This is a genomic window from Hyphomonas pacifica, assembly GCF_000682675.1.
Taxonomy (GTDB): domain Bacteria; phylum Pseudomonadota; class Alphaproteobacteria; order Caulobacterales; family Hyphomonadaceae; genus Hyphomonas; species Hyphomonas pacifica.
This window is the reverse complement of record NZ_AWFA01000011.1, coordinates 13,890-35,324: the sequence shown is the minus strand read 5'-3', so window position 1 is coordinate 35,324 and position 21,435 is coordinate 13,890. Positions and strand designations below refer to the sequence as shown.

Below are 21,435 nucleotides of genomic sequence, written 5' to 3'. Positions count from 1 at the left end.
CTATTCCGCAGCCACGATGTCGTCGCCTTCTTCGGCCTTGTCATCGACAGAGCCAAGCGGCGACCCCGGGGCACGGCGCTCGCGTGTCGCCGGGTCTGTGGGCTTGTCATCAAAGCCACGGGTCGCGATGCGCGCCATGTAGACAACGCCCGCCGTAAAGATGATGGCATAGACAACCATGAACACGATCAGAGATGTTGCCACCTGCCCGGCCGTAACTGGAGACAGACTGTCTACCGTGCGCAAGTGTCCGTACACTGTATAGGGCTGGCGCCCGACCTCTGCCGTGATCCAGCCAGTTACGACCGCCAGGAAACCAAAGGCCCCGGCCGGGACGGCTGCCATATGGAACAGGCCCCGCTTGTCCAACTTGCCGCGCCACCACAGGAAGCAGGCCCACAGGCCAATGGCCAGCATGCCAAGCCCGGCGCCAACCATGATCCGGAAGGAATAAAAGATCAGCCACATTGGCGGGCGATCTTCCCGCGCAAAGCTGTCCATGCCCTTCAGCTCTTCACCCTCAGGCACACTCGGGAAAAGGAGTGGGCTGGTATTCGGAATAGTGATGCCTGTATGGCCGCATTCGGAATCATCCGGCCAAGCGAGCACCATTGTGCCCTGAACTTCGCTGGTTTCACACCAGCCTTCGACAACGGCGATTTTTGCAGGCTGATGCTCATGCGCGACCTCACCGGACCAGTGGCCAGCAAGAATTTGTAGCGGCATCAGAACGGCCAGCGTGCCGCCTGCCATCCGCAACTGCCATTTGGTCGGCTCTGTGATGCGGCCCTTCAAAACCTGATAGGCACCGGCAGCCATTACGACCGCAGCAGTTGTTGTATAGGCCGCCAACAGCATGTGTGCCATGCGGCTCGGAAGGCTGGGGTTAAAGATCGCTTCCACAAAGCTGGTTGCGTAGAAATTGCCTGTCTCGGGATCAATCGCGAAGCCCGCGGGTGTTTGCATCCAGCTATTCGCGGCCAGAATCCAGAAGGCAGAGATGGTCGTGCCGATGGCCACGGCGCATGTTGCCACAAAGTGCAATTTGCGCCCCACCTTCTGCCAACCGAACAGCATGACCCCCAGGAATGTCGCTTCCAGAAAGAAGGCTGTCAGCACCTCATAGGCCAGCATGGGGCCCATGACACTGCCGGTGATCTCGGAGAACACACTCCAGTTCGTACCGAACTGGTAGCTCATCACGACGCCGGAAACGACGCCCATCGCAAAGGCCAGCGCAAAGATCTTCACCCAATGCAGGTAGAGGCGCTTGAAAACTTCCTTGCCCGTCTTCAGCCACAGGCCCTCGCAGACTGCCAGGAAGGCAGCGAGACCAATTGTGAAAGCGGGGAAAAGAATGTGAAACGCGACGACGAACGCAAATTGTAGCCGCGATAATAGAAGTGCATCAAATTCCATGAGGCTGGCTCCGGATGGTTATATGCAATCTTAATAATATACTTAAAGAAAGCGTTACACCGGACGTCCTGCCGCGCGATGGTCTGACGCAGCTACAGGTCTCTGTTACGCCTTGCGACGCAGGGTCCGGAATATCGCATCAGCCCGCGCGGCTATGCTCCCATCATCTTTCATCAGGCGCGCACTGACATGAACAAGATCGCCGTCGATAAGCGTAACATGAGGATGAGCCTCAAGCCAGCAGCCCTCTTTCACAATGTCCATGAATTCCATGTTTAGCTTTATCGTGACGGACATCTTGCCCGTTTCGCTCCAGACTGCCCAGGCAAGGGCGCTATCCGCAAAAGCGCAGATCATGCCTCCATGCAGAAAACCCATGCCGTTACAGTGACGATCCAGCACCCAGAGACCTGTACGCAAATCTCCGGGGTCACTAGCCCGGAAGGTCGGGCCATTGTGCAGAGTGAACTTTCCGCGGGACGGCGTTGGTGCAAATCCCGGCGGCGGAGGTGTCAGTGGCGCGCTGGCGTCACTCACCCAGATTTCCGAAGATCTCATGCTGGACAATGTCGCCCGGCTCAATACCCAACTCTGCAGCGCGGCCGCCATTCAGCTCAAGCACGCCTTTGACCGGCACCCCCGGATTGATGCGGCGCAGAGAGCCTGGCACGGCATTGCGCGCAATCGCCAGAATGCTGCCATCAGTGTCCAGGAACAGCATGTCCAGCGGGATCAGCGTGTTCTTCATCCACATATTGGCTTCGCGCGGAGCGCCAAAATCGAAGATCATGCCAGCATCGGGTGCCATCTCTTCGCGGTTCATCAGGCCCATCTGAACCTCTTCAGGATCATTCGCCAGTTCAACGGTGAACTCGTGTACGGTATCACCCGACACAATTTTCAGCGGACCTGTTTCGAGCTGGGCATACGCCGCAGGCAGAAGCAGAAACAGCGATGCAATCGCAGAGGTAAGAAAGCGTATCATACTGCATGGTTTAGCCGGGCACCTGCCCTGCGGCAAGCGATCTTGGCTGTACCTCACCGAGGCTTAATGTAGCTCACATGCTCGCCCTTGGCGCCATTCTCAATCGTCGCCTCAAGACGTGTGCCAGGTTCAATCTCTTCATAGCCTGCTTTACGCAGCACAACGGCGTGAACGAAGATGTCTACATCCACCCCGTCCCTCTGCACAAAGCCGTAGCCACGTGTACGATTGAACCATTTCAGGGTGACATCCACATATTCGTGGACGATGCCTTTTTCCTTGGCCACCACAGCGCGGGGACGCTCCATCTCAATGATGTTGGCCGTCTGCCAGCCGCGCTCACCCTCCACCGCATCGCACACGATACGGGCGCCTTCATCGGCATAGGATTCGCCATAATTGCGCAGGCATGAAACGTGAAGCATCACATCGCCCGACAAATTTGCATCAGACGTCGACTCAGCGACTATGAAGCCATAGCCTTTCACGGCGTCGAACCATTTGACGCGGCCAATCACACGCACGGCATCATCTGCCGGTGACTGTTCAGATTTTGGTTTGGCGGCAATTCTTGTCATCAACCCATATTCCCCAATCACGAAACCTAGAATGTGTTAACACGCTTGTCACGCGATCTTCACATCGATCATGAAATTTCCATGGCCATGCCCAGCCATAGTGCGGCAATGTGGGAAGAAAGTGGCAGTCCCTAGGGGAATCGAACCCCTCTTTCCAGGTTGAAAACCTGGCGTCCTAACCGATAGACGAAGGGACCGCACCGGCTCGAAGACCGGCGATATAGCGGCTCAGTTCCGGCTCGTAAAGCGCTATTCGTACATCTTTCTGCACTTTATTCAGTCGGCAGCTGCGTCGCTGACATCCATCTGCACCCGACGCCGACCATTCCACTCATCCGCTTTGAGGCGACCAACAATGTGGAGCCTTGAATTTGGACGGATAACCTCTCCCAGAGGCTGGTCCGCGCTGCGCCAGGCGATGCAATCGAGACGTCCACTGGAATCCTCTGCGACGAATTTCAAATGGTTGGCACCGACCTGGCGCACGCCCGTGACATACACGGACTGCATGGCAAAGACAGGCTCAGGCGAGCCAACGCCAAAGGGACCGATTCCAGCAATCTGACCGACCAGCGCCGGTGACGCAGCGCCTGGTGCCAGAATGGCGTCCACGGCCAGCTCCAGCGCAGCGGCGCGTTCCGCCGTGAATTGCGCCATGTGGCTGACCATCCATTCGTCAAAGGCCGGTATCTGCTCCGGCTCCAGGCTGAGGCCGCCTGCCATGGCGTGTCCGCCGCCCGAGAGAATGATGCCCTCGCGCGCTGCAGCGGAAATCGCATCACCTATATTTACTCCGGTTACGGATCGTCCAGATCCCTTGGCGACCGGTCCTAGCCCCTGCCCCCAGCCGATCACAATACTGGGCAGATGGAAGCGCTCCTTCAGACGCCCGGCAACAATGCCAATCACGCCGGGGTGCCAACCCTCGCCGCCCGCAATAATGATCCCGCGATCAGGCTTGCGCGCCAGCGCCTGCTCGGCCTGCGCGGTGGCCTGGTCCAGAATGGCGGCCTCAACGGCCTTACGCTCATCATTGAGGGCATGCAGCCGCTCGGCGAGAGCGATAGCCTCAGCCCTGTCATCCGTAGCCAGAAGTTTTGCAGCAATCCACGGATCGCCAACACGGCCACCGGCATTGAGGCGCGGCCCCAGCATGAAGGTCGCGTGATAGACACTGTCCACCTTACTGATGCCGGACACCTCGGCCAGGGCGCGCAGGCCTTCATTCTGTCCACGCGACAGGATGGTGAGGCCCTGCTTCACGAAAGCCCGGTTCACGCCGCGCAGCGGAGACATGTCACACAGCGTGCCAAGGGCAGCGAGGTCCAGGAACGCCATAATATCCGGCAGGCCCTCTGGCGGCGCAATGCCGCGCTCTCTGGCCAGACGGTTCAGGGCCGCCACAAAGACGAACACGACCCCCGCCGCAGCGAGATGCCCACAGCCGGACGTGTCGTCCGGGCGGTTCGGATTGACGAGCGCTGCCGCAGGCGGGTGATGGCCTGCCATCAAATGGTGGTCGATGACGACGACCGGCAGACCGATGCGTTCCGCTTCTTCCAGCGCTGCCGTCGCGGCTGCGCCACAGTCCACAGTGATGACGAGTTCCGCGCCATTGTCCTTCAGATGGCGGAATGCCTCTGGTGAGGGGCCGTAGCCCTCTTCCAGCCTGTCCGGCACATAAAGTCCGAGATCCTGTCCCCAGGCGCGGAAATAGCGCGCCAGCGTGGCAGAACTGGTGCCGCCATCGACATCATAGTCCGCAAAAACAGTGACGCGCTTCTTTGCCAGGATCGCGTCCATGACAATCTCCGCAGCCTTGTCCATGTCTGCGAAACTTGAGGGGTCGGGAAAGGTGTCGCGCAATGTGGGCGAGAGATACCCTGCTGCCTGTTCGGGACTCACGTCCCTACCGGCAAGCAGACGCGCGAGCAGGTCAGAGCCGCCAACGCTGGGGGCCAGACGCCGCACAAGTGCCTCATCGACATCTGCCAGGGTCCAGAAGCGGCCCGTGGCGGACCTTTGGACGTCAAATAGTGTATTGTCTTGCTTTAAGGCAGGATCAGCCATGCGGTCTCCGGGAATCGCTTCCCGAAGACTCTAACGCATATGGCCTGTAACTGGAATCAGATGGATCAGGCGCGCCGGTCAGAGCGCACATAGCGCACCATGCCGTCTGAAGAGGTCATAACCAGTGTGTGAGTATGCACGCGGCCGCCTTTGGACTTCACACCCGTCAGCATGGAACCATCGGTAACCCCTGTGGCGCAGAACACGGTCTCGCCAGAGGCCAGTTCGTTCAGCGCATAGGTGCGGCCGAAATCCGTTATGCCAACGCGCTCGGCGCGTTTCTTCTCGTCTTCATTGCGGAAGACGAGGCGGCCAAACATCTGGCCCCCAACGCATTTAAGCGCGGCAGCAGCCAGAACGCCTTCAGGCGCGCCGCCCTGACCAACATAAAGATCAATACCGGTATGCGGGTTGGTGGTGGCGATTACGCCCGCCACATCCCCATCGGTGATCAGCGCGATACGCGCACCAACAGAGCGCAGGCTCTCAATGATGCTTTCATGGCGCGGACGATCCAGCACACATGCGGTCATCTCGCTGACATCCACACCCTTGTGCTTGGCCAGTGCTGTAATGTTTTCAGCCGGCGTTGCATCCAGGCTGATGATGCCTTCCGGATAGCCAGGACCAACCGCGATCTTGTCCATATAGGTGTCAGGTGCATGCAGCAGGCCACCGCGCGGGGCGATTGCCAGGACAGCGAGAGCATTTGCCATCGCCTTGGCGGTCAGCGTGGTGCCTTCCAGTGGGTCCAGCGCTATGTCGATCTCAGGGCCTTTGCCGGTGCCAACTTCCTCGCCGATATACAGCATGGGCGCTTCGTCACGCTCGCCCTCGCCGATGACCACGCGGCCCTGGAACTCAACTTCGTTAAAAGCGCTGCGCATGGCATCGACCGCTGCCGCATCAGCTTTCTTCTCATCGCCCCGTCCCACCAGGCTGGCTGCCGCAATGGCAGCAATTTCGGTCACGCGAACCATCGAGTCCGCGAGGCTGGGCGTCAGAACATTATTTTTCATGGATATTATTGTCTCCGAACGCAAAAATCAGTTGGCTATGCGTGTGGCTAAAGCAATTAGCTTGCCGCTTCTATGCGAATAAGACGCGGCGGGTCGACAGGAATTGCAAATTTTTGCAGTCGGGCCAAGGCTGCCTGCATGTTTGACCGCGCACATCTGTGCGTAACAATGGCGACCGGGCTCGCTCCGCTCTCATCTGCGGAATCTTGGAGGATCTTGTCGACAGAGACACCCTCAGCGGCCAGAGATTCCGACAGGGCTGCCAACGCACCCGGCTTGTCTGCCAGCCTCATGCTCAGGAAGAAGGCAGAAACCTCATCCCCACGCGCTTCGGTAAAGGGACGTGCCATATGGTGCTCTGCACGGCCAAAGGCCGGGCGGATGGCCGGGCGGAACATCTTTGCAACATCTCCCATAACAGCACTCGCCGTCGGACCAGCGCCAGCCCCGGGGCCTGTCAGCGTCACTGCGCCAACGGGATCGCCCTCAATGCGAACCGTATTCAAGGAACCATCAATGCGCGCCAGAGGATGTGAAACCGGCAACGCCATTGGTTCAACCCGGCACACAACGCCGTCATCCGTCAGCACGCCTTCGGCAATCAACTTGATCCGCAGGCCCAGGCGATCAGCCAGGCGTAGATCCTGCAGTTCAACCGTATCAACTCCGGAGACCTTCACCTTCGAAAAGTCCAGATCAGCGGAAAAAGCGATGGCGGACAGGATCGCTGCCTTGTGGGCGGCGTCCATGCCGGAGACATCCAGCGTCGGGTCCGCTTCGGCGTAGCCAAGCTTCTGGGCTTCAGCCAGAACATCATCATACGACCGGCCGGTTTCCAGCATTGTCGTTGTGAGGAAGTTGCACGTACCGTTCAGGATGCCCGACACGCGCTTGATCTCGACGCCAGCCAAGCTGTCGCGCAGCACGCGCACAACCGGGATGCCGCCCGCCACAGCCGCCTCGAAGAGCAGGTCAACCTGCTTCTCCTCAGCCAGCTTGGCGAGCGCCATACCATGCTTGGCAATCAGGGCCTTGTTGGCCGTGATGACCGGCTTGCCAGCCTTCAGCGCCTCTTCCACCGCGAACTTGGCCGGACCGTCAGACCCGCCCATGAGTTCAACAAAAACATCCACATCCGGGTCTTCCGCCAGAGTGGCAGCATCGTCAAACCAGCGATACTTGCTGATGTCGACCGGACGGTTTCGCGACTGGCTGCGCGCGCTGACGCCTGCAATCTCAATTTGACCCGGAATCCGCAGGCGATCCTGCCGTTCAACCAGTTCAATGAGACCACAGCCGACATGGCCGAGCCCTGCGATACCTATCCGTAATGGCGCCACTTGGTGCCCCTTCTGCTTAGTGTTCAGCTCAAGGCAGCGCATAGCGGGTTTGGTGGCGGGCGTCGAGGGTGGGCGTTACTCCGCCGCAGCAGGGGAAATCGCCTGCACACCACGGGCCTGAAGGAACTTGCGGATATTGCGCGCAGCCTGGCGGATACGCTGCTCATTCTCAACCAGCGCAATCCGGACATGCCCGTCCCCCTGCTCACCAAAGCCAGCCCCTGGTGCAACCGCAACATGGGCCTCGTTGATCAGCTGTAGAGAGAATTCCAGGCTACCCATCTCGCGCAGCGGCTCCGGGATCGGGGCCCATGCGAACATGGACGCTTTAGGGCTCGGCACAGCCCAACCTGCGCGGGTGAAACTCTCGACCAGGACATCCCGGCGAGTGCGATAGATCTGACGCGTTTCCTCAACGCAGGTCTGCGGGCCATCAAGCGCTGCCGTGGCGGCGACTTGGATCGGCGTATAGGCACCATAGTCCAGATAGGATTTCACACGAGCCAGTGCGCCAACCAGCTTTTCATTCCCAGCCACGAAGCCGATCCGCCAGCCTGCCATCGAATAAGTCTTGGACATGGTGGTGAACTCCACCGCGATGTCCTTCGCGCCGTCTACCTGAAGGATGGAGGGTGTCGGCTCTTCAAAATAGATCTCGTTATAGGCGAGGTCTGACAGCACGATCAGATCGTGCTTGCGCGCAAACTTCACGGCTTCCTTGTAGAAATCGAGATCGCAGACTTCCGCCGTCGGGTTCGACGGAAAGCACAGCACCATGGCTGTCGGTGGTGGCACACAATAGCGCACAGCCTTGCCCAGATTGGACAAGTATTGCTCCGGCGTGTGGGCCGGGACACCGCGGATGGACGCCCCGGCAATGATGAAGCCAAAGGAGTGCAGCGGATAGGATGGGTCAGGCGACAGGATCACATCGCCCGGCGCGGAAATCGCCTGCGCCAGATTGGCGAAGCCTTCCTTGGAGCCCAGCGTGACAATAACCTCACGGTCCTTGTCCAGCGTCACATCAAAGCGGCGCTTGTAGTAGTCTGTCACCGCGCGGCGCAGGCCCTTGATCCCGCGGGACGCGGAATAGCCATTCACATCCGGACGGCGCGCTGTCTCGCACAGCTTGTCGACGATATGGCTCGGTGTCGGCAGGTCGGGATTACCCATGCCAAGGTCGATAATGTCTGCACCCTGCGCTCGCAGAGCCGCCTTTTGGCGGTTTACCTGCTCAAAGACATAAGGCGGAAGTCGGCGTATCTTGTGAAAATCTGTATTCATCTGCTTGCGGCCTTCAGGCCCTTCGTAACTCGTGGAACATCAAAAGCGGATCGGATGGCTTCAATCTCTTCTTCCGTCAGGAAGTCAGCTTCAGCCTGGAAGCCCGCAAACCCGCGCTGAACTGTTTCCCGAAGGGAGGCAATCTCGGCAGCAACGTTCGCGGGCGGTACCGCTCGCGCGCTCGTTTCAAATTCCGCTCGCAGCACGTCGCTGCGTGCCCTAGAGGCCTCAAGGGTCTGGCCGGGTTCTGAGCCCTGCTCGATCTCAGGCACATCAATGATCTGGGGGTACCCCTCACCACGAATTTCCACACGCCGCTGATCGTACCAATCAGGCGCCCGATTTATGGCTGTCTGCACCTTGCCGAATGAGCCTGCGCAGCCCGCTAAAAGCAAACATGACACACCAATAAGGGGAATCGCCGTGTTTTTCATGGTTAAACTCATTAAATCACAATCATTCGGTACGATACTTAGAGGCAACTAAACAAGGCGACATTGGGACGAATGGCGGACCGCAAGGACAACAAAGGCACCCAGCCAACGCTGGCGGAACTTCTGACACACCAGAATCCGTTGGAGATGCAGTCCCTGCTCACCACACTGGCTCTGGCCAATACAGAGTCCCAAGCACTTTTTCTAGATGTGCTGACAGGAAATGGTCCTTTGGGCACCGTCACCAGCGGAGACCCGATGGGGGTCGGGGAGGCCTTCCGGGCTTTGGGCTTGGCTTTCAGCCAAAAACCAAGTGCCATTGTAAACGCTAATATGGAGCTGATGCAGGGCTGGATGCAGCTGTGGCAGGAGATGGCCATCGAGGGCATCTCTGGCGAACATGCCAAGGATCGCGACAGGCGCTTCTCTGATCCGGAATGGCAAAACAATCTCGGTTTCCGGTTCATGCGCAAGGCCTATGAAGTGAATGCCAAATGGCTGATGGGCCTGGCAGATCATGTTCAGGACGAGATGCCGGACAATCTCCATTTCCGTACCAAATTCTTTAGCCAGCAGCTGGCCGACAGCCTCTCCCCCACGAACTTTCTGGGCAGCAATCCGCAGGCCATGCGAGAGTTCATCCAGAGTGGCGGCGCCAGCGTGCTGGAGGGCATCCGCCTTGCCCGTGCCGACGTAAAAAAAGGCGGCGGCAAGCTCTACATTACCCAGACCGATGAGAGCCAGTTCCAGCTTGGCGAGAACGTCGCCACGGCGCCGGGGCAAGTTGTTTTCCGCAATGATTTGATCGAGCTGATCCACTACACGCCGCCGGGAGAGCAGACCTATGCCCGACCGTTGCTGATCTTCCCGCCCTGGATCAATAAATTCTACATCCTCGACCTGCGCGAGGAAAATTCCATGATCCGCTGGCTGCTGGATCGCGGGCTGTCCGTTTTCGTTGTCTCCTGGCGCTCTGCGGACAAAGTGACGAAGGACTACACTTGGGATGACTACGTCAAGAATGGTATCTATGCTGCGGTCGAAGCCACGCTGCAGGCCACTGGACAGAAGTCCCTGAACACAGTCGGCTATTGTATCGGCGGCACCCTGCTCTCTTCCGCACTTGGACACATGGCGGCGCAGGGCGATGACCGCATCAAGTCGACCACCTTCTTCGCGTCGCAATCAGACTTCGCGCTGGCAGGCGACTTGAAAGTGTTCACCGACGACAGCGGCCGGGCCTATCTTGCCTCCATCATTGATGAGCATGGCGGCGTCATGCCTGGCACAATGATGTATGAGACATTCAACTGGCTGCGTCCGAATGATCTGGTCTGGCGCTATGTCATTGATCAATACATGTTGGGCAAGGAACCTCGCCCGTTCGACCTGCTCTACTGGAACTCGGACCAGACCAATATCCCCGGCAAGGTGCATAAAAAATACCTCAAGGACTGCTACGCAAAAAACAAGCTGGCACGCGGCAAGTTCACAGTGCTTGGCGAGAAGGTCGATCTGAAGAATGTGAAGATACCGGTCATGGTGCAGGCAAGCCGGGATGATCACATCTGCCCGATGGAAAGCGTCTACCGCACGGCCAAAGTATTTGGCGGCAAGACAGATTTCATTCTGGCAGCATCCGGCCATATTGCCGGCGTCGTGAACCATCCAGACGCGCAGAAATACTGCCACTGGACCAATGATGGCGAGTTACCAGAAACCGGCGCAGAGTGGATGGAAGATGCCGAGGAGCACAAAGGCTCCTGGTGGCCGACATGGTGGGAATGGCTGCGGCCGAAATCTGGCCGGAAGGTCAATGCAAAACAGCCCAAGGACATGGGCCTCGGCGCGGCCCCGGGGACCTATGTGAAGATTCGGCTGGAAGACATCAAACTGCCGCTGGTCTAGGCCTCTAGGCGATCAGCCCAGCATCCTCATCAAAGCCGAGCGCAATGTTCAGATTCTGAACGGCCGCCCCTGAAGCGCCCTTGCCCAGATTGTCGAGGCGCGCGACGAGACGTGCCTCTTCATCCGATCCAAACACGAACAGTTCCAGCCGGTTTGTGCCATTGCACGCTTCCGGCTCAAGTCCCTTCATCGCATCACACTCGGCGAGGGTGGCAACCTTCACGAAACGCTCCCCCTCATAGGCCGCCGCAAGCGCAGCCTGAAGCTGCGCGCGCTTCGGCTTACCGGGAATCGCCCACAGCGGTAGGCCAATCTCGATGATCATACCTTGGGCAAACCGACCAACTGACGGCATGAACATCGGCAAATGTTCGAGACGGGAATATTTGCCCATTTCAGGTGGGTGCTTGTGCTTCTGGGTCAGGCCATAGATACGGAAATTCTCATCCGTAGATGCTTCGGATTCCGTGTTCTCGAATTCAGCAATCATGGCTTTGCCGCCACCAGAATAACCGGAGACTGCAGACACCACGATGGGCCAGGAAGTCGGCAAAAGCCATTTTGAGATCAACGGACGCAACAGCGCAATAACGCCAGTAGGATAGCATCCCGGATTGGAAATCCGCCGCGAGGCCCGGATGGCCGCGCGTTGGTTCTTGTCCATCTCCGGGAAGCCATAGGTCCAGCTATTGTTGACCCGGTGGGCCGTGGAGGCATCGATGATGACGGTGTTCAGGCTGGTCACAAGTGAGACGCCTAGACGCGCGGCCTCATCCGGCAGACAGAGAATCACCGCGTCTGACATGTTCATCAGCCGCGCGCGCTCGTCATTATCCTTGCGCTTGGCCGGGTCGATCGAGATCAACTCAAGATCGGTGCGAGTCCGCAGACGCTCTGCAATCTGAAGTCCGGTCGTGCCAGCTTCGCCATCAATGAATACTTTGGGGAGCATGCGCGTATTCCCACTGCTGCGCAAAACAAAACGGGCGCCTCGTCACCGAAGCGCCCGCCAGAAAAATCGTAATCTGTCTGCGGCCTAACGCTTCGAGAACTGGAAGCTACGGCGGGCTTTCGCCTTACCATACTTCTTACGCTCAACAACACGCGGGTCGCGGGTCATGAAGCCGAACGGCTTGAGCACAGAACGCAGGCCCGGCTCGTAATTGACGAGCGCACGGGACAGACCGTGACGTACAGCGCCAGCCTGACCGGACAGGCCAGAGCCTTTTACGGTCGCGACAATATCAAACTCGCCTTCACGGCCTGCTTCAACCAGCGGCTGGGCAATTACCATGCGCAGTACAGGGCGTGCAAAGTATTGCTCCTGATCGCGGCCATTGATCGTGATCTTGCCGGAGCCTGGCTTGATCCAGACGCGGGCAACAGCTTCCTTACGGCGACCGGTGCCGTAGGCGCGGCCTTGCGCGTCGATTTTCGGCTCAACCGGCGCAGCCGGAGCTTCAGCTTCAGGTGCGCCAGACATGGCGCCGAGGTCCTGGAGGGAGTTTGCTGTGTCAGTCATGATAATCAGGCGACCTTAACGTTCTTGCGGTTCATGGCCTTGAAGTCGACAGTGTCAGGCTTCTGGGCCTCATGTGGGTGCTCAGCGCCGCCATAGACATGCAGTTTACCGAACTGCTTGCGGGCCAGCGGGCTTTCTTTCGGCATCATGCGCTTCACGGCGAGCTCGATCGCACGCTCAGGGAAACGGCCGCCGAGGATCTTTTCGGGAGTCGTGGACTTGATGCCGCCAGGATAACCGGTGTGACGATAGTACACTTTATCGGTCATTTTACGGCCCGTGAACTTCACCTTGTCAGCATTGATAATGACGACGTGATCGCCCGTATCAATGTGTGGGGTAAAGTCAGCGCGGTGCTTGCCGCGCAGGCGCTTGGCAACATATGAAGCAAGGCGTCCGACGACAACATCGGTTGCGTCGATCACGACCCAGTTATGCTCTACGTCGGCTGGTGCGTTATAGGTTTTCATCGCTCTACTTAGAGCCTCTCGCTTTCGGAGTTCATGGAATGCAATTCAAGCGCTGGCGTTTAGTCGCCACTTCCCCGGTTGTCAACGCAGGGCTTGGCCTTGCCCTGCTTTTTACCGCAGTTGGCTGCTCGAAGAAAGCCGAAGCACCGGAGGAAGCGCCAAAAACCCCTGAAATCACTGCAGGCGTAGAATTGCCTGCAGTATGGTCCACACGCCCATTGGAAGGCAAAGTCGCCTCCATAGCCCTGTCTGGCGGCTTGGGCGGACTTCTCGCAGTCGCTTATGAGCGCGGTGGCCTGCAATTGATTAACATGGAAGGCGAAATCGTTGGCGAACCAGCGAATTTCCGCCTGAAATCCCTGGGCGGTGGGCACAATGTCACGATCAATGGCAGCAGCGTCACGATCTTCCCGGGAATCACCCGCGAAGGTGAGCTTAAGGCCTATATCTATGGCGAAGGCCTGCTGGCCCCGGCCCAGGTCGACATGCCTGTACCCGATATCCACTCCATTGCCGGTGTCTGCACCGGGGAGATGAGAACAAATGGCCTGATGCGACTCGCCTATTGGACCACGACCAATGATCGCGTGCTGCAAACGGGAATCATCAAAGAGGAAAATGGGGAGTTCACCTGGGATAGCGGCGAATCAACTTTCACTGATTTCCCAATCAAATCCTGCGCTTATACCAGCGACACACTGGTCGCCTCACCTCGCGCCACAAACGCCGCCTCCCTGAATCGCGGGGATTTTGATGCGCTGCTCTCCATTGAGGAAGGCAGCGGCCTGCGTGTATCGACCGATCTTGGCATGACGAGCACAGATATTGATATCCGCGACGGCATCACCGTCGTGGCCCCGGATCAGCCAGATGCGCTGGCCGCCAAGGGCATCATGATGGCAGGCGGCTATCCCGGCGGCGTCATTGTTCTGGCGGGTGAAACCGAGCCCGGAAAATACCAGGCCGTTTTCATCGACCCGAGTCACCTGACGCTGGCAGGCTCCCGATAATCTGACGGCCCTCGCGACAGCCAGACAAGCCGCACCGCCGCGAGGGTGACAATCACGCCAATGCCCTGATGGATCAGTGCGAGATTCATCGGGGCGGCATGTACAAGCGTCACGATCCCCCAGAGCGCCTGAAGGCTGACAAGACCTGCCAGAATGAAAAAGGCGTTCTTCAGCGCGGATTTCCGATAGAGCCACGCGGCAACAAGGCTGCCCCCCCAGATCAGATAAGCAAGGATACGGTGGTTGAACTGAGTGGCAGCGCGGCCTTCAAACAGGCTGCGGATACCCAAATCCTGCTCAATGTAATGAGACGGTACAAACTCTCCCGCCATCAAGGGCCAGTCATTATAGGATCGGCCAGCATCCAGGCCTGCCACAAGCGCACCTGCCGCCATCTGCAGGAAAATTGCCGCCAAAAGAATCATAGTCAAAAATTTGGTTGCAGGTGACACACGCGGTCTTAACTTCTCTCCGAGTCCCAGCCAGAGCCAAGCGATGTAAACGATAATCAGCAAGGCCAGGGTGAAGTGAGTCATCAGGCGGTAGGGTGCCACATCAACCCGTGTGGTTTCGCCAATGCCGCTTGCCACCATCCACCAACCAATCGCACCCTGCAGGCCACCGAGCGCAATCAGCATAACTATCTGCAATGTCAGGCGGGGTGTCAGCCATTTGCGCACAGCAAAACCCACAAGGCCTAATACGGCGACAAGGCCGATCATCCGCCCGAAGAAACGGTGCCCCCATTCCCACCAGAAAATCTGCTGGAACTCGGCCAGGGACATGCCCTTGTTGACCAATTGATATTCAGAAGTCTCACGATACTTTGCAAACTCCACCTCCCATGCATGCTCGGACAAGGGCGGTAGTGCACCACTCACAGGGTTCCACTCTGTAATGGAGAGCCCCGAATCGGTGAGGCGTGTAGCCCCGCCGATCAGAATCATCGCGTAGACCATCAGACCCATCAGAACGAGCCAGCGGCGAACCCAGACGGCGGACGGGGTGATTTTTGACGTTTCACTCATGCGCGATACATGATCCAAGCTGTTGCGGACGCAAGAGGCGGAGACGTCGCATGTGCAGCGAAAGGCAGTGAGAATGAGCTATGAGAACCGGAAAATCGTCGCGACCCTGACCCTGCTGGCCTTTATGATGTGTTGGATTATTATGATCGGCACTGTCGGCCCCATGGTGTCCGGATGGCCCAAATGGGCAATTGTGCTATTCTATGTCGTGGGCGGTATCGGCTGGATACTACCCTTCAAGCCGATCTTTGCCTGGATGAACCGCAACGCACCGAAAGGCGAGGACTAATCCCCGGCAGGTTTGTTCTTCGCCGCTTCCCGTAGGCGTGCGAACATCACAGCCGGGTCTTCCGGCGTGTCTGTCTCGTCTGGCTCTGGATAATAGTCATCACCGTCGTCATGCACCTCATCGAGAACCTCTTCCTCGGCTCCTTCAGGCTCTTCCTCAGCCATCATGTCTTCGAAGAGATCAGGATCGCTGGATGATTTGAGACGTCCGAGCACGGTTTCTCCGCCGACAAGGGTTTGTCCCGGCCAGATCAACTGGCCTGTATTTGCCGGAACATAGATATCGCACCAGCCACCAAGACGGCGTTTGCCGAAAATACGGCCTAGGCGAAGAATGTCCCCCGCTTCCACTTCGATCTCCTGCCGAGGCCCGAGCCCACCAGAGGCCAGGCGCACGCCGACCTGGTGGCTCTGGCTCTCAAAAGTCAGATAGGAAACCGTAAGCCCCTCATCTTCCGGCCGCATGGCAAGCGGCACAGAACGGTCACCTGTTTCAACGATCAGGCTCTCCAGGCTGCCGGCAATCGGCGCATAAAGGCGATTGGTTGCAGCAGGAGATGAAGAGATGCGGATACGCATGGTCGGCTTTTCCGTCATGCGCAGCTCGCTCGGCGGATCTTCACGCGAAACAGATACGACAAGCCCGTCGCACGGCGCGATGATTCCATTGGCAAGGTCCGGAACGGCACGTTTAGACCAACGCCCGGAGAGAAGCGCCGCAACCATGATCGCAAAACCTATCCAGAACAGCACCGACCAGAACGCACCAAGCAGCATACCAATCAGTAACGCCGCCAAAGCCGCCGCCACACCTTCCCAATCAAAGCCGGCTGTCAGCCAAGGGGTAGATTTGCGCTCAAGGTCTTCGCTCATGCCGGGCGGGCCTTCCTGTTAAACTTCATCCAACGCGATTTCGGCGCTCTTCGCCTGTCTTTCCCACATATCAGCATATTTGCCGTCTTTTGACAGCAGCTGCGCATGTGTACCACGCTCAATGATTTCTCCTGCCTCAAGGACGATAATCTCATCGGCCGATTTCACGGTAGACAGGCGGTGGGCAACCATCAGCGTCGTGCGACCTTCTGCGGCTTCATCGAGTGCATCCTGAACGGCCGCCTCTGTCGCACTATCGAGCGCTGACGTAGCCTCATCCAGCACCAGGATCGCAGGATCAGCCAGAATTACGCGAGCGATGCCGACACGTTGCTTCTCGCCACCGGAAAGCTTCAGGCCCCGTTCGCCAACGCGCGTGCTCCACGCCTCCGGCAGCGAGTCGATGAAGTCCAGCAACTGCGCGCGGCGCGCGGCATCCCGGAGTTCCTCATCCGTAGCTTCCGGCCTTGCATAGGCAATGTTGGAGCGGATCGTGTCGTTGAACAGCACGACATCCTGCGGCACCAGGCCCAGCGCCTTGCGCAGGGATTCCTGTGTTACCGTCCGCACATCCTGACCATCCACCAGAACCCTGCCGCTATCCACGTCATAGAAACGGAACAACAGTTTCAGCAGCGTGGACTTTCCCGCGCCAGAGGTGCCGACAAAGGCAATCTTGCGGCCGGGCGGCAGATCAAAACTGATGTCACGAACGCCGACGGCGCGGCCTTCATGACTGAAACCAACATTCTGAAACTCGACATGGCCTGATGGCTTGCTCAGCTCATGCGCATCCACAGCGTCTGCCACTTCAGTTTTCATCGCAAGCAATCCGTAGAGCTTTTCCAGATCGACGGCGCCTTGCTTGATCTCCCGCCAGGCCCAGCCAAGAATGTTCAGCGGCGCGTAGAGCGACAGCAGCATCAGCATCACGGCGGTGAGATCGCCCACCTTCATCGTACCCTGAATGACATTGAACGCAGACAGCACGAGGACCGCCAGCAAGCCGCCATTCATGATCAGGGCCTGTGTCGCGTTCAGGATATACATGGAGCGCACGGCATCGACATAGCGATGATTATAGGTGCGCATCGCATCATTGAAGCGGCCTGTCTCACGGCGCTCTGCGGCGAAGGCCTTCACGGTTTCGAAATTGGTCAGGATGTCGACAGCTGTCGCACGGAAATGCGTATCCGCCTCATTCATCCTCCGGCGCTGGCGCACCCGCCACTCCGTGATCACTACGGTCGCAATGACGTAGATGATGATTGTGGCAATGGCGATCAGGGACAGTCTGTAATCATAGGCCACCCCCAGCGCGATGGACGCAAGGATCAGCCGCACAAAGGTCGGCCCGATATTGAATGCCAGGAACCGGATAAGATAGTCGATGGCATTCGCGCCACGCTCAATAATCCGGTTGAGCGCCCCCGTCCTGCGGGTCTGGTGGAAGTTCAGGGACAGCGACTGCGCGTGACCGAAAGCATCCACACTGGCGATGCGTTGCGCATCCTGACTGACGGGTGAGAACAGCCAGTCCCGTATCTGCGGCATGGCCGCTGCCAGAAAGCGAATACTGATACCAAGGGTCAGCCACATGGCTGCCGCGCCAAACGCCGCCGCCTCGCCGCCTTCAGGGACCGCGCGGTTGATCGCGTGCCCCAACAACAATGGGGAAACAACTTCCAGCACAGACGCGCCGAGCGTCAGCAGCACAGCCAGCACCATTACGAGGCGCCATTTCGACAATTCGGGTCGGCCGAGCAATTTCAGGATTCGAAGGATGGAACCGCCAAGCCCGCCATCGGCGCTCTCGATCTTGTCATGGTCCGCCGGAGCTTGATGTGGATTCGTCATCGCCCGCATATGGTAACAAAACATCCAGACAGCAAACCCTGGATGTTGCCAGAGACAGCAAAGCACCCTGAAAATGTCACTGGCGGTTGCGTTGCAGGGCCCATATACCGGCTAGCCCACACAGTAGAAAGGCGTGTTTCGAATGAGCAAAATCAAGTCGGTCTGCGTGTATTGCGGTGCCTCTGATGCGGTTCAACCAGGCTATCTCAGATTGGCCGAGGAATTGGGCCGCGAACTCGCCAAGCATGATTTGCGCTTGGTCTATGGCGGCGGCGGTGTTGGCCTTATGGGGGCCTGCGCACGCGCCGCTCATGAGTCTGCCGGCGATGTGCTGGGCATCATGCCCCGCTTCCTGCTGGACAAGGAGATGATCTATGATGAGGTGGAGCACCGCATCGTAGAGAACATGCACATTCGGAAGCAGATGATGTTTGATGAATCAGATGCCTTCATTGTGCTGCCGGGCGGTATCGGCACCCTGGAAGAAGCCGTGGAGATACTGTCCTGGGCCCGCTTGGGCTTGCATGCAAAGCCAATGGCCTTTTTGGACGAGGATGGCTTCTGGTCCCCCTTCTTCGAACTGATGGACCACATCATCGACGGCAAGTTCACCCCGGAGAACTTCCGCGCCTCGCTGGTGCATTGCGACACGCCGAAGGATGCCATTGAGGCCCTGCTTCAGCGTCACATCGTATTGGGAGAATAAGGGGAAAGCGCCGTTAAAGCTACGGCGCGCCCTGAAACCCTTGCACTTCGTCGGAAGGTTTCTTGTTCAGGTCCATACCCAGCGCCAGCACGATGCTGGAGGCAATGAAGATAGATGAGTATGTCCCGATCAGAATGCCCCAAATAAGGGCGAAACTCATGCCGCGCAAAACGGGACCGCCCAGGAAGAAGATTGCCAACAGCGCCAGAAGCGTTGTGCCAGACGTCAGCAAGGTACGAGACAGCGTGCTGTTCAGGGCCAGGTCGATCACCTGACGGTCCGGCATCTTCTTGTACTTCCGCTTTTCTTCCCGCACCCGGTCGAACACAACAACCGTATCGTTCATTGAGTAACCAATGATCGTCAGCAAGGCGGCGATGGTCGTCAGGTTGAACTCCAGCTGCATCAGCGCAAAGACACCCAAGGTGATGATGACATCGTGCGCCAGCGCCGCAACAGCACCAATCGAGAACTGCCATTCAAACCGGAACCAGATATAGGCCAGCATCAGCGCAAGCGCGACGACAAGCGCGGTAATACCATCCCGGAAAAGCTCACTGGAGACTTTCGGCCCCACGGAATCATTCCGAAGAAACTGATCGTCAGATATGTTCAGCTTTTCCTTCAGTACACGGACTACAAACTCATTGGTTGCGCCTGTTGCACGCTCAGCTTGATCCGCAGGCGAAAGCGCTTGGAACGCCTCCCCCAGTTCTGCAGGATCTGCCTCGCCGAACTTCACGACGACAATGCTGCGGGCATCGGTGCCGACGGCGCTGTTCACTTCAGCACTGAGCGGCATGGCTGCGCGGACAGCCTCAACCGTGATTGTATCCGTCTGCTCCAGTTCCATTACCGTACCGCCGGCAAAGTCGACCCCGAAATTGAGCCCGCGCGTGCCGAGAAAGAAAACGGAAGCCGCAATCATCAAGGCTGAAACCATCGCGCCGATCAGGCGCAAATTCATGAACTTCAGCTTTGTCTCTTCAGGCCAGTATTTGAGTAGCATGATGTTTCTCCTACGGGCCTAGACTGCGAGCTTCTTGGGGCGGAAGGCTTTCAGCCACATGACGGTAAACCAGCGCGTCACGACAAAGGCCGTAAACACGGACGTCACGATACCGATCGCCAGGGTCACCGCGAAGCCTTTCACGGGGCCGGACCCAAGCAGATAGAGGATCACAGCCGCGATCAGCGTGGTGATGTTGGCGTCCAGAATGGTTGAGAGCGCGCGCTCATACCCCGCCTGAACTGCAGTCATGGGCGAGCGCCCAGCCCGCTGTTCTTCGCGAATACGTTCAAACACCAGCACGTTGGCATCCACCGCCATACCGATTGTCAGGATAATACCGGCAATGCCAGGCAGGGTCAGCGTTGCGCCGAGGCCGGAGAGAGCACCAAGGATCAAGATAATATTCGCGGCCAGCGAGCCGACTGCGAGGCCTCCCATCAGGCCGTAAGCGACAATCATGAAGATCGCGACCAGGGCTAGGCCGATCATGGAGGCGCGTGTCCCTGCGCGGATGGAGTCGTGGCCCAATGTCGGGCTGACAGTACGCTGATCCAGAAACTGAACCTTTGCCGGCATTTCGCCGGCTTCGATAATCGCCGCAAGGTCTTGGGCTTCTTCCTGTGTAAAATCACCCGTAATGCGAACACTGCCGCCCGGGATCGGTTCATTGATCCGCGGCGCGGACATGATCACATCATCCAGAACAATAGCAAACAGCTTGCCGGAATTGGAACGGGTCGTGTTGTAGAATTTGCGTGAGCCATTGCTATTGAGACGGAAGTTGATTTGCGGGCGGTTCGCCTCATCAAACCCTTGCGCCGCATTGGCGATGTCAGAACCGACAACTTCCGGAATATTTCGAACAAGTAGCGGTCCGGTAGTTGGACCTTCCAGTAGACGATAGCCGGGCTTCACCACGCCGCTCTGCGCAGCGGTGATTGCAGAAGGGCTGTTGTCGACCAGATTGAAAGTCATCTTGCCATCACGGCTTAGCAAATCCTTCAGGCGCTGCGGATCAGGCTCGCCCGGCGCTTCCAGAATGATGCGGCTGTTGCCTTGAGGCGTGATGGAAATCTCGGACACCCCATCCGGGTCCACCCGTCGGCGAACGATAGTCATCGTCTTGCCGAGCGCATCCTTCATCAGGGCCTCTTCAGACGTCTGCGGCACGCTGACGATGATCGTATCATTCCCGCGCGCCTCGATCTCATAGGTCTTGGCGCCGCCAATGGCGCCTTCCACACTGCCATTCAGCTTGCGGATACGTCGCAGGGCCTCATCAAGCGGGAAATTACCATCTGCATCCGGGCGGGTCAGCTTGATCTCAAGCTCTCGGCCTTTCACTTCCGGCAGGTGGCCGATGCGTTCGGAAGGGGACACATTGCTGAGCGCGCCGCGCACATCGCCTGCAAACACTTCCAGACGGTTCGCAATCACCTCATCGGGGTCGATCTCCATCATCAGATAGACACCGCCCTGAAGGTCCAGGCCCAAATTCACGCCCTTCTTGGGCATGAAACCAGGGGCATTATCCATGTTCACGACGTTTGGCAGCGCCATGACGACGCCCCACGCTAGAGCCAACAGGATGAGCGCAACCTTCCAGGGTGGAAACTGAAGCATTGGGGATTC

21 protein-coding genes and 1 tRNA gene are annotated in these 21,435 nt (G+C 58.2%); 4 read left to right on the top strand and 18 right to left on the bottom strand.

The window, feature by feature from the left end:
* The 10 genes from HY2_RS04925 to HY2_RS04880 form a co-directional block, all read right to left on the bottom strand.
* Positions 1 to 1,419, bottom strand: a complete 1,419-nt coding sequence (locus HY2_RS04925; protein WP_034825285.1) for a cytochrome ubiquinol oxidase subunit I — start codon at positions 1,417 to 1,419, stop codon at positions 1 to 3.
* Positions 1,420 to 1,524: 105 nt separating this feature from the next.
* Complete coding sequence (locus HY2_RS04920) at positions 1,525 to 1,977, bottom strand: PaaI family thioesterase (RefSeq protein ID WP_112063363.1); 453 nt, start codon at positions 1,975 to 1,977, stop codon at positions 1,525 to 1,527.
* A complete protein-coding gene (locus HY2_RS04915; RefSeq protein ID WP_034825284.1) occupies positions 1,949 to 2,404 on the bottom strand; it encodes a DUF192 domain-containing protein in 456 nt (151 codons plus the stop codon). The genes HY2_RS04920 and HY2_RS04915 overlap by 29 nt, the downstream gene beginning before the upstream one ends.
* Positions 2,405 to 2,457: 53 nt before the next feature.
* Positions 2,458 to 2,982 (bottom strand): cold shock domain-containing protein, encoded by a 525-nt coding sequence (locus tag HY2_RS04910; protein WP_034825323.1) that lies wholly within the window; start codon positions 2,980 to 2,982, stop codon positions 2,458 to 2,460.
* Between the two features lie 122 nt (positions 2,983 to 3,104).
* Positions 3,105 to 3,179 (bottom strand) — tRNA-Glu (locus HY2_RS04905).
* A gap of 79 nt (positions 3,180 to 3,258) precedes the next feature.
* The gene (recJ, locus tag HY2_RS04900) at positions 3,259 to 5,052 is read right to left on the bottom strand and encodes a single-stranded-DNA-specific exonuclease RecJ (protein ID WP_034825283.1); all 1,794 of its coding nucleotides are present in this window, start codon (positions 5,050 to 5,052) and stop codon (positions 3,259 to 3,261) included.
* Between the two features lie 65 nt (positions 5,053 to 5,117).
* The gene (glpX, locus tag HY2_RS04895; protein WP_034825282.1) at positions 5,118 to 6,071 is read right to left on the bottom strand and encodes a class II fructose-bisphosphatase; all 954 of its coding nucleotides are present in this window, start codon (positions 6,069 to 6,071) and stop codon (positions 5,118 to 5,120) included.
* Between the two features lie 56 nt (positions 6,072 to 6,127).
* Positions 6,128 to 7,411, bottom strand: a complete 1,284-nt coding sequence (locus HY2_RS04890; protein ID WP_034825321.1) for a homoserine dehydrogenase — start codon at positions 7,409 to 7,411, stop codon at positions 6,128 to 6,130.
* 75 nt (positions 7,412 to 7,486) lie between these two features.
* Positions 7,487 to 8,695 carry an LL-diaminopimelate aminotransferase gene (locus HY2_RS04885; protein WP_034825281.1) on the bottom strand — a complete coding sequence of 403 codons (1,209 nt, stop codon included), beginning with the start codon at positions 8,693 to 8,695 and terminating at the stop codon, positions 7,487 to 7,489.
* Positions 8,692 to 9,129, bottom strand: a complete 438-nt coding sequence (locus tag HY2_RS04880; RefSeq protein ID WP_034825279.1) for a hypothetical protein — start codon at positions 9,127 to 9,129, stop codon at positions 8,692 to 8,694. Before HY2_RS04880 ends, HY2_RS04885 begins: the two co-directional genes overlap by 4 nt.
* Before the next feature lie 72 nt (positions 9,130 to 9,201).
* On the opposite strand from HY2_RS04880, the gene HY2_RS04875 reads away from it, so the two are divergent.
* Positions 9,202 to 11,037 (top strand): PHA/PHB synthase family protein, encoded by a 1,836-nt coding sequence (locus HY2_RS04875; protein ID WP_034825277.1) that lies wholly within the window; start codon positions 9,202 to 9,204, stop codon positions 11,035 to 11,037.
* A 4-nt stretch (positions 11,038 to 11,041) separates the two neighbouring features.
* Here HY2_RS04875 and argC read toward each other — a convergent pair whose 3' ends face one another.
* The 3 genes from argC to rplM all read right to left on the bottom strand — a co-directional run bounded on the left by argC (position 11,042) and on the right by rplM (position 13,029).
* A complete protein-coding gene (gene argC / locus HY2_RS04870) occupies positions 11,042 to 11,989 on the bottom strand; it encodes an N-acetyl-gamma-glutamyl-phosphate reductase (RefSeq protein WP_034825275.1) in 948 nt (315 codons plus the stop codon).
* Between the two features lie 84 nt (positions 11,990 to 12,073).
* The gene (rpsI, locus tag HY2_RS04865) at positions 12,074 to 12,559 is read right to left on the bottom strand and encodes a 30S ribosomal protein S9 (protein ID WP_034825273.1); all 486 of its coding nucleotides are present in this window, start codon (positions 12,557 to 12,559) and stop codon (positions 12,074 to 12,076) included.
* A 5-nt stretch (positions 12,560 to 12,564) separates the two neighbouring features.
* Positions 12,565 to 13,029 (bottom strand): 50S ribosomal protein L13, encoded by a 465-nt coding sequence (gene rplM / locus HY2_RS04860; protein ID WP_034825271.1) that lies wholly within the window; start codon positions 13,027 to 13,029, stop codon positions 12,565 to 12,567.
* A 38-nt stretch (positions 13,030 to 13,067) separates the two neighbouring features.
* On the opposite strand from rplM, the gene HY2_RS04855 reads away from it, so the two are divergent.
* A complete protein-coding gene (locus tag HY2_RS04855) occupies positions 13,068 to 14,039 on the top strand; it encodes a hypothetical protein (protein ID WP_034825269.1) in 972 nt (323 codons plus the stop codon).
* On the opposite strand, the gene HY2_RS04850 is transcribed toward HY2_RS04855, so the two are convergent.
* Positions 14,012 to 15,067, bottom strand: a complete 1,056-nt coding sequence (locus tag HY2_RS04850) for a COX15/CtaA family protein (RefSeq protein ID WP_233346911.1) — start codon at positions 15,065 to 15,067, stop codon at positions 14,012 to 14,014. The genes HY2_RS04855 and HY2_RS04850 overlap by 28 nt on opposite strands.
* Before the next feature lie 73 nt (positions 15,068 to 15,140).
* Between HY2_RS04850 and HY2_RS04845 the strand changes: the two genes are divergently transcribed.
* On the top strand, positions 15,141 to 15,356 hold the full coding sequence (locus tag HY2_RS04845) for a DUF2842 domain-containing protein (protein WP_034825268.1): 216 nt from the start codon (positions 15,141 to 15,143) through the stop codon (positions 15,354 to 15,356).
* On the opposite strand, the gene HY2_RS04840 is transcribed toward HY2_RS04845, so the two are convergent.
* Both HY2_RS04840 and HY2_RS04835 read right to left on the bottom strand, forming a co-directional pair.
* A complete protein-coding gene (locus HY2_RS04840) occupies positions 15,353 to 16,228 on the bottom strand; it encodes a phosphatidylserine decarboxylase (RefSeq protein WP_034825266.1) in 876 nt (291 codons plus the stop codon). The two genes, HY2_RS04845 and HY2_RS04840, sit on opposite strands and share 4 nt — an antisense overlap.
* Before the next feature lie 18 nt (positions 16,229 to 16,246).
* The gene (locus tag HY2_RS04835) at positions 16,247 to 18,085 is read right to left on the bottom strand and encodes an ABCB family ABC transporter ATP-binding protein/permease (protein ID WP_233346084.1); all 1,839 of its coding nucleotides are present in this window, start codon (positions 18,083 to 18,085) and stop codon (positions 16,247 to 16,249) included.
* Between the two features lie 142 nt (positions 18,086 to 18,227).
* Here HY2_RS04835 and HY2_RS04830 point away from each other — a divergent pair, with 142 nt between their 5' ends.
* Positions 18,228 to 18,791, top strand: coding sequence for an LOG family protein (locus HY2_RS04830; RefSeq protein WP_034825261.1), 564 nt, complete (start codon positions 18,228 to 18,230; stop codon positions 18,789 to 18,791).
* A 19-nt stretch (positions 18,792 to 18,810) separates the two neighbouring features.
* On the opposite strand, the gene secF is transcribed toward HY2_RS04830, so the two are convergent.
* Positions 18,811 to 19,800: a protein translocase subunit SecF gene (secF, locus tag HY2_RS04825; RefSeq protein WP_034825259.1), complete on the bottom strand. Its 990-nt coding sequence runs from the start codon at positions 19,798 to 19,800 to the stop codon at positions 18,811 to 18,813.
* An 18-nt stretch (positions 19,801 to 19,818) separates the two neighbouring features.
* On the bottom strand, positions 19,819 to 21,426 hold the full coding sequence (gene secD / locus HY2_RS04820) for a protein translocase subunit SecD (protein WP_034825257.1): 1,608 nt from the start codon (positions 21,424 to 21,426) through the stop codon (positions 19,819 to 19,821).
* Between the last annotated feature and the right edge of the window lie 9 nt (positions 21,427 to 21,435).

Bases quoted from the DNA above. Each gene is read 5' to 3' on its own strand.
- rplM (WP_034825271.1), bottom strand. From the start codon at position 13,029: ATGAAAACCTATAACGCACCAGCCGACGTAGAGCATAACTGGGTCGTG.
- secF (WP_034825259.1), bottom strand. From the start codon at position 19,800: ATGCTACTCAAATACTGGCCTGAAGAGACAAAGCTGAAGTTCATGAAT.
- HY2_RS04925 (WP_034825285.1), bottom strand. From the start codon at position 1,419: ATGGAATTTGATGCACTTCTATTATCGCGGCTACAATTTGCGTTCGTC.
- HY2_RS04855 (WP_034825269.1), top strand. From the start codon at position 13,068: ATGCAATTCAAGCGCTGGCGTTTAGTCGCCACTTCCCCGGTTGTCAAC.
- HY2_RS04875 (WP_034825277.1), top strand. From the start codon at position 9,202: ATGGCGGACCGCAAGGACAACAAAGGCACCCAGCCAACGCTGGCGGAA.
- HY2_RS04880 (WP_034825279.1), bottom strand. From the start codon at position 9,129: ATGAAAAACACGGCGATTCCCCTTATTGGTGTGTCATGTTTGCTTTTA.
- HY2_RS04845 (WP_034825268.1), top strand. From the start codon at position 15,141: ATGAGCTATGAGAACCGGAAAATCGTCGCGACCCTGACCCTGCTGGCC.
- HY2_RS04835 (WP_233346084.1), bottom strand. From the start codon at position 18,085: ATGACGAATCCACATCAAGCTCCGGCGGACCATGACAAGATCGAGAGC.
- recJ (WP_034825283.1), bottom strand. From the start codon at position 5,052: ATGGCTGATCCTGCCTTAAAGCAAGACAATACACTATTTGACGTCCAA.
- rpsI (WP_034825273.1), bottom strand. From the start codon at position 12,559: ATGACTGACACAGCAAACTCCCTCCAGGACCTCGGCGCCATGTCTGGC.
- HY2_RS04915 (WP_034825284.1), bottom strand. From the start codon at position 2,404: ATGATACGCTTTCTTACCTCTGCGATTGCATCGCTGTTTCTGCTTCTG.
- HY2_RS04830 (WP_034825261.1), top strand. From the start codon at position 18,228: ATGAGCAAAATCAAGTCGGTCTGCGTGTATTGCGGTGCCTCTGATGCG.
- glpX (WP_034825282.1), bottom strand. From the start codon at position 6,071: ATGAAAAATAATGTTCTGACGCCCAGCCTCGCGGACTCGATGGTTCGC.
- HY2_RS04910 (WP_034825323.1), bottom strand. From the start codon at position 2,982: ATGACAAGAATTGCCGCCAAACCAAAATCTGAACAGTCACCGGCAGAT.
- secD (WP_034825257.1), bottom strand. From the start codon at position 21,426: ATGCTTCAGTTTCCACCCTGGAAGGTTGCGCTCATCCTGTTGGCTCTA.
- HY2_RS04850 (WP_233346911.1), bottom strand. From the start codon at position 15,067: ATGAGTGAAACGTCAAAAATCACCCCGTCCGCCGTCTGGGTTCGCCGC.
- argC (WP_034825275.1), bottom strand. From the start codon at position 11,989: ATGCTCCCCAAAGTATTCATTGATGGCGAAGCTGGCACGACCGGACTT.
- HY2_RS04840 (WP_034825266.1), bottom strand. From the start codon at position 16,228: ATGAGCGAAGACCTTGAGCGCAAATCTACCCCTTGGCTGACAGCCGGC.
- HY2_RS04920 (WP_112063363.1), bottom strand. From the start codon at position 1,977: ATGAGATCTTCGGAAATCTGGGTGAGTGACGCCAGCGCGCCACTGACA.
- HY2_RS04885 (WP_034825281.1), bottom strand. From the start codon at position 8,695: ATGAATACAGATTTTCACAAGATACGCCGACTTCCGCCTTATGTCTTT.